The organism is Rhodanobacter sp. PCA2, assembly GCF_013620825.1.
Lineage (GTDB): Bacteria > Pseudomonadota > Gammaproteobacteria > Xanthomonadales > Rhodanobacteraceae > Rhodanobacter_A.
This window is the reverse complement of the sequence record NZ_NJIC01000044.1, coordinates 26,410-35,221: the sequence shown is the minus strand read 5'-3', so window position 1 is coordinate 35,221 and position 8,812 is coordinate 26,410. Positions and strand designations below refer to the sequence as shown.

Here is an 8,812-nt window from a genome sequence, read left to right as displayed (position 1 = left end):
GGGTGGTGGCGGTGTTCGTCCGCTTCCATGGGCAGGTCGACGAGGTGGATGGAGGCGCACTCGCCGGCCAGCGCGCGCACGCGCGGCAGCAGCGCCTCCGCATCGATGGGGTCGCCGCCGGCCAGCACGTAACCGAGCGCGGACTTGTGCAGGTCGGAGTCCTTGCGGTTGCCGCGCTTGAGGTTGCCCACGCCCACCCAGCACGCATGGCGGGCGCGGGTGAGCGCCACGTAGAGCAGGCGCAGGTCTTCCTGCAGGCGTTGGTCGTCCGCCGCCTGCAAGGCGGCGGCGTCGGGTTCGAGGTCCATGCGGACCCGGCCCTCGCCATCGCGCACAAGTACGGGTTTGTCGGCGTCGATCTCGCGGAAGCCGCAGGCGAACGGCAGCAGCACCACGGGGTATTCCAGCCCCTTGGATTTGTGCACGGTCACCAGCTTGACCAGCGCCGCCTCGCTTTCCAGCCGCACCAGCTGCGCATCGGCATCCTCGCCGCCGCCGGGCTGCTCGATCTGCGTGGCGAGAAAGCGGATCAGCGCGTGCTCGCCGTCCAGCCCGGTGGCGGCCTGCTGCAGCAGCTCGGCCAGGTGCAGCATGTTGGTCAGCGCGCGTTCGCCGCCGTCGCAGGCGAGCAGGCGCGCGGGCAGGTCGAAGCGGTGCAGCAGCTCGTGCAGCATCGCCAGCACGCCGTGGCGTTGCCACAGCGCGTGCAACTGTCGGAAGTGCTCGTCGCTGGCTTCGCGCCGGGCGTCGTCGTCGAGGCTGGCGAGTTCGGCCAGGCTGCGCGCCATGCCGGGCGTGGCCAGCGCGGCGCGCATGGCGCGGTCGTCGCCTGGACGGGCGCAGGCGTGCAGCCAGCGCAGCAGGTCCACCGCCTGCTCGCTGGCGTACACCGAGTGTTGGTCGGACAGATAGACATGGGCGAGGCCGCGCCGGCGCAAGGCGCCGGCCATCGCGGCGGCATCGGTCTTGTCGCGCACCAGGATTGCGACGTCGCCGGGTTGCAGCGGCGTGAGCCGGCCGTCTGCGCCCACGAAACCGCAGCGCCCGGCCTGGGCGGCATCCAGCCACGCGACGAGTTGCGCGGCGGCGTGGGCCGCCATGGACTCGCGCCACGCGCCCATGCTCACCGGATCGCCGCAGGGAGGCAGGGCCAGTTGCAACGCGGGCAGCGGGGCGCCGTCCAGCTGCAGGACCTCGCTGCGGCCGCGGGCCTGCACCGGCACGAACGGCAGCTCGCCGCCGAAGCCGAACGCGCCGTCCGGCTGCGTGTCCGCGTGCTCGAACACGCGATTCACCGCGGCCACCAGCTCCTTGCTGGAACGATGGTTGGTGCCCAGCGTCCAGTGCGGTTCGGCGGCGCTTTCGCGGGCGTGGAAATAGGTGTGGATGTCCGCGCCGCGGAAGCCGTAGATCGCCTGCTTGGGATCGCCGATCAGCAGCAGTGCGGTGTCGTCGCACTCGCCGTAGATGCGTTGCAGGCTGCGCCATTGCAGCGGGTCGGTGTCCTGGAATTCGTCCACCAGCGCGGCCGGGTATTGCGCGGCGATGGTCTGCGCCAGCGCGTCGCCGTTCGCGCCGTGCAGGGCCGCGGCGAGGCGCTTCAGCATGTCGTCGTAGCCGAGCAGCGCGCGCGCGCGGCGGGTTTCGTCCAGGCGCTGCGCGATCCAGTTCGCGGCGTGGGCGAGCAGCAGCGGCCGCAGTCGGGCGGTGGCGGCGCGGGCCGCCAGCACGGCGTCGACGGCGGCGAAGAACGCGTGCGCGGGCGTGACCCGGTTCTTGCGGGTGGCGCTTGTGAGCTTGGCGGTGGAATGGCGCGTCAGCGCGCCGGCTTGTTCGAGTTCCGCGGTGCTGCCCCAGGCGTCGAACGCGGCGTGGTCGGCCTCCAGCGCGGCGCGCTTGTAGCTGGCGGCGCTGAGCACGCCGTTGTCCAATGCTTCGTGCATCAGCCGCGCGATCTCCCCGCCGTGCTCGCGCCACAGCGCACGCGCGTGCTCTTCGGCTTCGCGCAGCCCTGCCGCCTCGCCGCTCAGCGCATGCGCGGGGTCGGCGATGGCGGGCACGGGCTGGCCTTTCCGGCGCAGGCCGTCGGGCGCGCTGGCCAGCAGCGGCTTGACCGCGTATTGCAGCGCGTCGGGTTCCTGCCATTCCTGTGCCAGCAGCTCGGCAGCGTCGCGATCCAGCGGGAGGACGAAGCGGCGCCAGTAGTCGCGCACGGCGTCGGCCAGCAGTTCGCTTTCGTCGGCCAGGCCGCCTTCGGCCGCCGCCTCGCCGCTGTCGAACGCGTGCTGCAGCAGCATGCGCTGGCACCAGCCGTGGATGGTGAACACGGCGGCCTCGTCCATCCATTGCGCGGCGAGTTCCAGGCGCCGCGCGGCGGCGGCGCGCGCGTCCTCGTCGGGATAGTCGGCGATCAGCGCTAGCAGGAAGTCGTCGGCCTCGCGCTGGCCGCGGAACGCGGCGGCGGCCTCGGCCAGGCGCGTGCGGATGCGTTCGCGCAGTTCCGCGGTGGCGGCCCGGGTGAACGTCATCACCAGGATCTGCGCGGGCAGCAGGGCCGGGCCGCCGCCGTGGCCCAGCACCAGGCGCAGGTACAGCGCGGCGATGGTCCAGGTCTTGCCGGTGCCGGCGCTGGCCTCGATGAGCTGGATGCCGGCCAGCGGCAGGCGCAGGGGGTCCAGCGGTGCGGGCGCGCTCATGCGGCGCCTCCCTCTCCGCGCACGCTGTCGAACAGCGGCAGGTACAGGTGCAGCCAGTCCGCGAAGCCGGCCTGCTGCAGTCGCGTGAAGTCGGGCCATTCGCGCGCGAGGCAGGCGTCGGTGTCCACTTCGCCGACGCCGTGGCCGCTGTCGTCGTGGTTGTAGCGCCGGCGCGCCGCGGCCTCGATCGCGGCGTCGTCGCGACCGTCCGTGGCGAGCTTCAGCCACGCGAACGCGGTCATGCGCGCGAGCGGCAGCGGCGCCTGCATGCCGGCGCGCAAGGCCGCCAGCAGTTCGTCGAGATGGCGGGCGGCTTCGCCGGCGGACAGCGGCCGCAGCGCCACGGTGGCGTCGGGCGCGGCGACCCAGGTGGTGAGCTGCAGCGCGTTCGCGTTCGCGAGCAGGTGCGGCACCCAGGCGTCCAGCAGCTTGTCTACGCGCAGGGCCTCGTTCCTCTTCAGCGCGCCGGCACTGGCCAGCAGGCGCACGTGGCCGCCCGCGCCGTCGTGGCGCAGGTCGCCCAGCCAGTCCTCCACGCGCAGGCCCAGCGCCTCGTGCCGGAGTTCGCGGATGTCGGCCGCCTGCGGCCAGCGCGCGTCCAGTTCGCGCCATGCCTCGCTGGCGTCGCGTGCAGCCCGCGCGATCGGTTCCAGCGCCAGCGTGCCGAAGCCGCCGGGCGGCAGCACGCCCTGTTCGCGCAGGCGTTGTGCGGTGGGGGCGAGCGCGCCGGCGCCCGTGGCGATCGCGGTGCGCAGCAGCAGGTCGGTGGCGCCGTGGCGTTCCAGGGCGTCCAGCGCGAACGGTTCGTGCTCGGGATCGGTATCGTCCAGCGCGTCGAAGCGCACGCCCAGGCGTTCGGCGTAGAAGGTTTTCGCGGGCGCCTTGAGGAAGCGCTGCAGCAGGCCCAGGTTGAGCGCGGTCTCCGGCTGCCACGCGGGCAGCGGTGCGTCGTCGCCCGTGGGCGGGGCCTGGCGCGCGCGCTGCCATTCCGTGGCGTAGGTGAACAGGCGTGCGTCGCCGGCGGCGTCGAAATAGCGCTGGCTGAAGGCCTGCAGCGGATAGTCGGTGGTGAGCGCGGCGAGCAGCTTTTCCGCGGATGCCGCATCGTGCGTGTCGTCGTCCGCCCGACGCCAGCCCGCCGCGAGGTAGTCGCGCAGCTGGCCCACCAGTACCGAGGGCGGCAGCGCGGAGTTGTCGCGCGCGCTGCGGCCCACCCAGCTCACGTACAGCGCGTCGCGCGCGGAGAGCAGGGCTTCGAGGAACAGGTAACGGTCGTCCTCGCGGCGCGAGCGGTCGCCGGGGCGCTGCTGGCCGGCTTGCGCCATCAGGTCGAAGTCGGGCGCGTCGTGGCGGCGCGGGTAGTCGCCGTCGTTCATGCCCAGCAGGCACACCACGCGGAACGGAATCGCGCGCATCGGCAGCAGGGTGCCGAAGCTCACTGCGCCGCCGAGGAAGCGCTGCGAGAGACGGCTCTCGTCGATCGCGCCGAGCCAGTATTCGCGCACCACGGCGAGCGGCAGCGGCTGGTCGAAGCCGGCTTCCGCGCAGGCGAGTTCCCAGTCGGCGAGCGCATCGTCGAGGCGTTGCAGGGCGAGAGCGTCGTCATCGTCGCGACCGGCGTCGAACATCTCCGCGAGCAGCGTGCGCAGGCGCGCGCCCCATTGCGCGGGCGTCGCCGGGACGGCGCAGGTGCGCCACCAGTGTTCCAGCCTTTCGATCAGGGCGGCGAGCGGACCGACCAGCGCGGCGTCCAGGCCGCCCACCTCGGCGCAGGGCGCGATGCCGTCCAGCGATTCGCCGTCGCCCACCGCATAGCCCAGCAGCATGCGGCGCAGGCCGAAGCGCCAGGTGTTCTGTTCCTCGGGCGGCAGGCCAAGGTTTTGTTTCTGCGCGCCGTCCAGGCCCCAGCGGATGCCGGCGTCCGCGATCCAGCGGCGCAGCACCGGCAGCGCGGTTTCGTCGAGACCAAGGCGGCGACGCAGCGCGGGCGCGTCCAGCAGATCGAAGATGTCGCCGGCGGCGAAGCGCGACTCGGGCAGGCGCAGCAGCTGTTCCAGCGCCACCAGCAGGGGCGCCGCGCCGCGGGCGGGACGGTCGGCGATGCTGCAGGGCAGGTGGCGCGGGTCGCCGGGCGGCACGCGGCCGAACACGGCCTGGATGTGCGGGGCGTAGGTCTGGATGTCCGGCACCATCACCATCACGTCGCGCGGCGCCAGCGGTTTTCCCGCGCGCGCAGCCTGCTCGAACATCGCCAGCAGTTCGTCGTGCAGGATCTCCACCTCGCGCTGCGGGTTGTGCGCGACGTGGAAGCGCAGCGATTCGTCGCCGGCTTGCAGCCGTTTGCGTTGCGCGGGATCGGCGGGCAGCGGCTCGAGGTCGAGGATGGCCTGCTGCACCTGGTGCAGCAGGCTGTCGCGGCCGGGATCGGCGAACAGGTCGATGTCGCGGCCCAGCGCGGCGAAGCGCGCGCTGTAGGCGTCGGGGCGGTCGAAGGTGTCGAGCAGGCGGATGTAGTCGCGGCCCTGCCTGCCCCACGCGGCGAGCAGCGGGTTCGCGTGCAGGTGCAGCTCCTCGTAGCGGGGCTCGTCCGGCAGGCCGGGCTTGGTGGCGTGGCGATGCTGCGCGGCCTTGAGCAGCTCGCGGTCCTCGATGATCTCGGCCCAGTAATGCCGGCACGGGTTGGTCACCAGCAGCAGCACCTGGCTGATGCGGCCCAGCGCGGTGAGCGCCTCCAATGTTTGCTGCGGCAGGGAGGAAATGCCGAACACCACGATGCGCCGGGGCAGCGCGGCAGGCCGTTCCTGCAGCGTGGCGGCGCGTTCGAGGAAGGCGCGATGCGTGGCGGCGCGATGGCTGCCGCGTTGCGCGCGGCCCACGTCGTCCAGCAGCGCGCGCCACAGGCGCGCCTGCCAGCGCTGCTTCGCGGGCAGCGCCGGGTGGGATGCGCGCAGCTCGTCGCGCAGCATGTCGCGGCCGTGTTCCCAATCCTCCAGCCAGTCGGCGCGGTAGACCTGGTACTGGTCGAACAGGTCGGCGATCTGCTGGGCCAGCTGGAACAATTTCGTCGGGTCGATCTGTCCCTCGCCGAGGAAGTGGCGCAGCGGCGCGAAGTCGGCGTGGCCGAGTTGCGCGGGCAGCAGGCGCATCAGGCGCCAGGCGAGGCGCGACTTGTCGAACGGCGAGTCCGCCGACACCGCCTCGCGCCCCAGCACGGCGCGGTAGGCCTGCCACAGGAAGCGGCCGGGCAACTGCATCTCCACCGCCGCGCTGATGCCCATGCCGCCCGCTTCGCGCGGCCGCGCCAGCGCCAGCTTCAGCCACTGCGCGATGCCGTTGCTCTGCACCAGCATCAGCTCGTCCTCCAGCGGGGCGAGCGGCGCACGCGCCAGCCACGCCACCAGCAGGTCGCGCAGGTCTTCCAGCTGGTTGCCGTGCACGACCATCAGGCCGGGCTGGATGTCTTCCGTGATGGGCGGGTGGTCGGGCATCCGCCGATTTTGCCGTCCTTTGGTCTCGCCGTCTGCGACCGCGCGACAAAGGTGCCGGGAACCATGGCCGCAACAAAGGCAAACGGCCCGGGATTCCGGGCCGTTTGCTGCACCAGTGCGGGCGATGCAGGCTCGCCCGTCCGATTTGCGCCGCGGCTCAGTCGTTCACCCACACACCCACGTGGAAATGCCAGCCGTCGTTGCGCTGTTCCCAGTGCGGGTGCACGTAGTGGTAGCCGGCGCGCGCCTCGCGCCAGTGGCCGGCCACCGGGACATAGCGACGGCCGTCCCAGCGCCAGTAGCCGTTCACCCAGACGAAGCCCGGGCGCGGCGGCGGCACCACTTCCACGATGCGCGGCGGCGGCGGCTGCGGCGCGATCACCTCCACCACTTCGGGCGGCGGCGGCGCCTGGCGCTCGACGATCACCTCGCGCTGCACCGGGCGCGGGCGGTACACCGGACGCTCCTCGACGCAGCCCGCGGCCACGGCAGCGGCGGTGGCGACGATCAACAGACCTGCAAGACGTGACGACATGGAGTTCCCTCGATGGTGATGGTGGACGGTGGCCGGACGGCGTTGCCGCGCCGTGGGTGGGGCGAGTGTAGAAGCGGTGCCGGCGGCGGAAAGCGGCGCGGCATCGCCGTTTCCGTCGCAGCTTGTTGCGGGTTCAGCGCGCCCAGTGGCCGGCGTTGAAGTGCCAGTGGCCATGCGGCCCCTGCCGCCAGCGCGCCGGCACGTAGCGGTAGCCGGGGTGCACGCGCATCCAGCGGCCCGCCACCCACACGTGGCGACGCATGCGCGGGCTCCACTGCCAGTAGCCGGGCGCCCACGCGTAGCCGGCGCGCGGCGGCGGCGCCCGTTCGAAACGCGGCGCCGGCGGCGCCACGCCTATGCCCACCCCCACCGATACCTGCGGCGCGGCCTGCGCCGCAGGCGCGGCGAGGCCGGTGCAGGCCAGCGCGAGCGCGGCGGAAAGAAACAGGGCGGTCGACTTGCGGCTCATCGTGTTCTCCGTGGTCGCCGCGGGGGCGGCGTGCAGGACGGAGAACGCCGCCACGCGAACGCGTGTTGACGCGGCGCCGCGGCCGCGTTCAGGCGCCGGTCGGCTCGGCTACATCTTGCAGTTCGGGGCGCGGCCGCTGGCGCGCGCCTGCTCGTACGTCGGCATCAGCTGCTGGGCTTCGGCGGCCAGCGTCTGCGCGCGCCGCCCCGGCGAGGGATGGGTGGAGAGGAAGGCCGGCCCCTTGGCGCCGCCCTGCTGCTCCATCTTGGTCCACAGCGTGGCGGCCGCGCGCGGATCGAAGCCGGCTTGCGCCATGTAGCGCAGGCCCAGGCCGTCCGCCTCGCTTTCCTGGGTGCGCGAGAACGGCAGCAGCAAGCCCACCTGGGCGCCGGCGCCCAGCACCGCGGCCGCGTAGCCGGCGTCGGTGCCGCGGCTGGCGGCGTAGGCGGTGCCGGCCAACACCGCGGCCTGCGCGGCGTAGTTGTCCGACACGCGCTCCGCGCCGTGGCGGGACACCACGTGCGACAGCTCGTGGCCCAGCACCACGGCCAGTTGGTTCTGGTCGGTCGCGGTCTTGAACATGCCGCGGTTCACGCCGATGCGCCCGCCGGGCAGGGCGAACGCGTTGGCGTTGTCGTCGCCCACGATCTGCACTTCCCAGGACTGGGTGTTCCATGGCGGCGGCAGCACCGCGATCAGCGCGTTCGCGACGCAGGTGGCGTAGGCGCGTTCGCGCGGCGCGTCCACGAACTTGCCCTGCTTGCGCATGCCGTCGAACGCGGTGAGGCCCATCTGGCTCATCTGCGTGTCGGAAACCATCATCAGCTGCGGCCGGCCGGTGGGCGAGGTGGCGCAGGCGGCGAGCAGCGCGGAAGCGAGCAGCACGGGCAGGTGGCGTGGGCGCATGGCGGTTCCATCCGGGGCGAACGGGGCCTCCAGCATACCCGCAGGATGTTGCGTCGGGCGGGAACTGGAAATAAAACGAACGGTCGTGCTATTTTCAGCCCATGGGCACTCCAGCGACCGCCACCGGCAAGCGCGCCGCCACGCGCGACATCATCCTCGACCACGCCTACGTGCTGGCGCGCCGCGACGGGCTGGAAGGCCTGTCCATCGGCACGCTGGCGGCCGACGTGGAGATGTCCAAGAGCGGCGTGTTCGCGCACTTCGGCTCGCGCGAGGATCTGCAGCTGGCCGTGCTGGACCTGGGCGCGCGGCGCTTCATGGCCAAGGTGCTGCTGCCGGCGCTGAAGCAGCCGCGCGGCCTGCCGCGCCTGCGCGCGATCGTGGCGAACTGGTTCGCCTGGGCGCGCTGGCACGAGAACGGCTGCGTGCTGCTGTCCGCCGCCAGCGAGTACGACGGCCGCGTGGGCGCGCTGCACGACGCCGTGGTGGCGCAGCAAGCCGGCTGGCGCGTCGAGATGCAGAAGGCGATCGCGCAGGCGGTGGACGCCGGCCATCTGCGCACCGATACCGACACCGCCCAGCTCGCGTTCGAGATCTACGCGCTGCTGCTGGGCCTGCACCACGACGGCGGCCTGTTCGGCTACGACCAGGCCCATCGCCACGCCGAAGCCGCCTTCGAGCGGCTCTGGCGCAGTTGGCAACCTTGAGGAACGCTCCC

6 protein-coding genes are annotated in these 8,812 nt (G+C 72.8%); 1 reads left to right on the top strand and 5 read right to left on the bottom strand.

Going from position 1 to position 8,812, the window contains the following annotated elements; genetic code table 11:
* The 5 genes from recB to PCA_RS14245 form a co-directional block, all read right to left on the bottom strand.
* Positions 1-2,696: exodeoxyribonuclease V subunit beta (gene recB / locus PCA_RS14265; protein WP_181303287.1), on the bottom strand; the 2,696-nt coding region annotated here is incomplete at its 3' end.
* On the bottom strand, positions 2,693-6,184 hold the full coding sequence (gene recC, locus PCA_RS14260; protein ID WP_181303286.1) for an exodeoxyribonuclease V subunit gamma: 3,492 nt from the start codon (positions 6,182-6,184) through the stop codon (positions 2,693-2,695). The genes recB and recC, both read right to left, overlap by 4 nt.
* Positions 6,185-6,341: 157 nt before the next feature.
* Positions 6,342-6,719, bottom strand: coding sequence for a YXWGXW repeat-containing protein (locus PCA_RS14255; RefSeq protein ID WP_181303285.1), 378 nt, complete (start codon positions 6,717-6,719; stop codon positions 6,342-6,344).
* A gap of 133 nt (positions 6,720-6,852) precedes the next feature.
* Positions 6,853-7,188, bottom strand: a complete 336-nt coding sequence (locus PCA_RS14250; protein ID WP_181303284.1) for a YXWGXW repeat-containing protein — start codon at positions 7,186-7,188, stop codon at positions 6,853-6,855.
* 108 nt (positions 7,189-7,296) lie between these two features.
* Positions 7,297-8,094: a M48 family metallopeptidase gene (locus PCA_RS14245; protein ID WP_181303283.1), complete on the bottom strand. Its 798-nt coding sequence runs from the start codon at positions 8,092-8,094 to the stop codon at positions 7,297-7,299.
* Between the two features lie 101 nt (positions 8,095-8,195).
* Between PCA_RS14245 and PCA_RS14240 the strand changes: the two genes are divergently transcribed.
* Positions 8,196-8,801: a TetR/AcrR family transcriptional regulator gene (locus tag PCA_RS14240; protein ID WP_181303282.1), complete on the top strand. Its 606-nt coding sequence runs from the start codon at positions 8,196-8,198 to the stop codon at positions 8,799-8,801.
* Positions 8,802-8,812: the final 11 nt, after the last annotated feature.

Bases quoted from the DNA above. Each gene is read 5' to 3' on its own strand.
- PCA_RS14250 (WP_181303284.1), bottom strand. From the start codon at position 7,188: ATGAGCCGCAAGTCGACCGCCCTGTTTCTTTCCGCCGCGCTCGCGCTG.
- PCA_RS14240 (WP_181303282.1), top strand. From the start codon at position 8,196: ATGGGCACTCCAGCGACCGCCACCGGCAAGCGCGCCGCCACGCGCGAC.
- PCA_RS14245 (WP_181303283.1), bottom strand. From the start codon at position 8,094: ATGCGCCCACGCCACCTGCCCGTGCTGCTCGCTTCCGCGCTGCTCGCC.
- recC (WP_181303286.1), bottom strand. From the start codon at position 6,184: ATGCCCGACCACCCGCCCATCACGGAAGACATCCAGCCCGGCCTGATG.
- PCA_RS14255 (WP_181303285.1), bottom strand. From the start codon at position 6,719: ATGTCGTCACGTCTTGCAGGTCTGTTGATCGTCGCCACCGCCGCTGCC.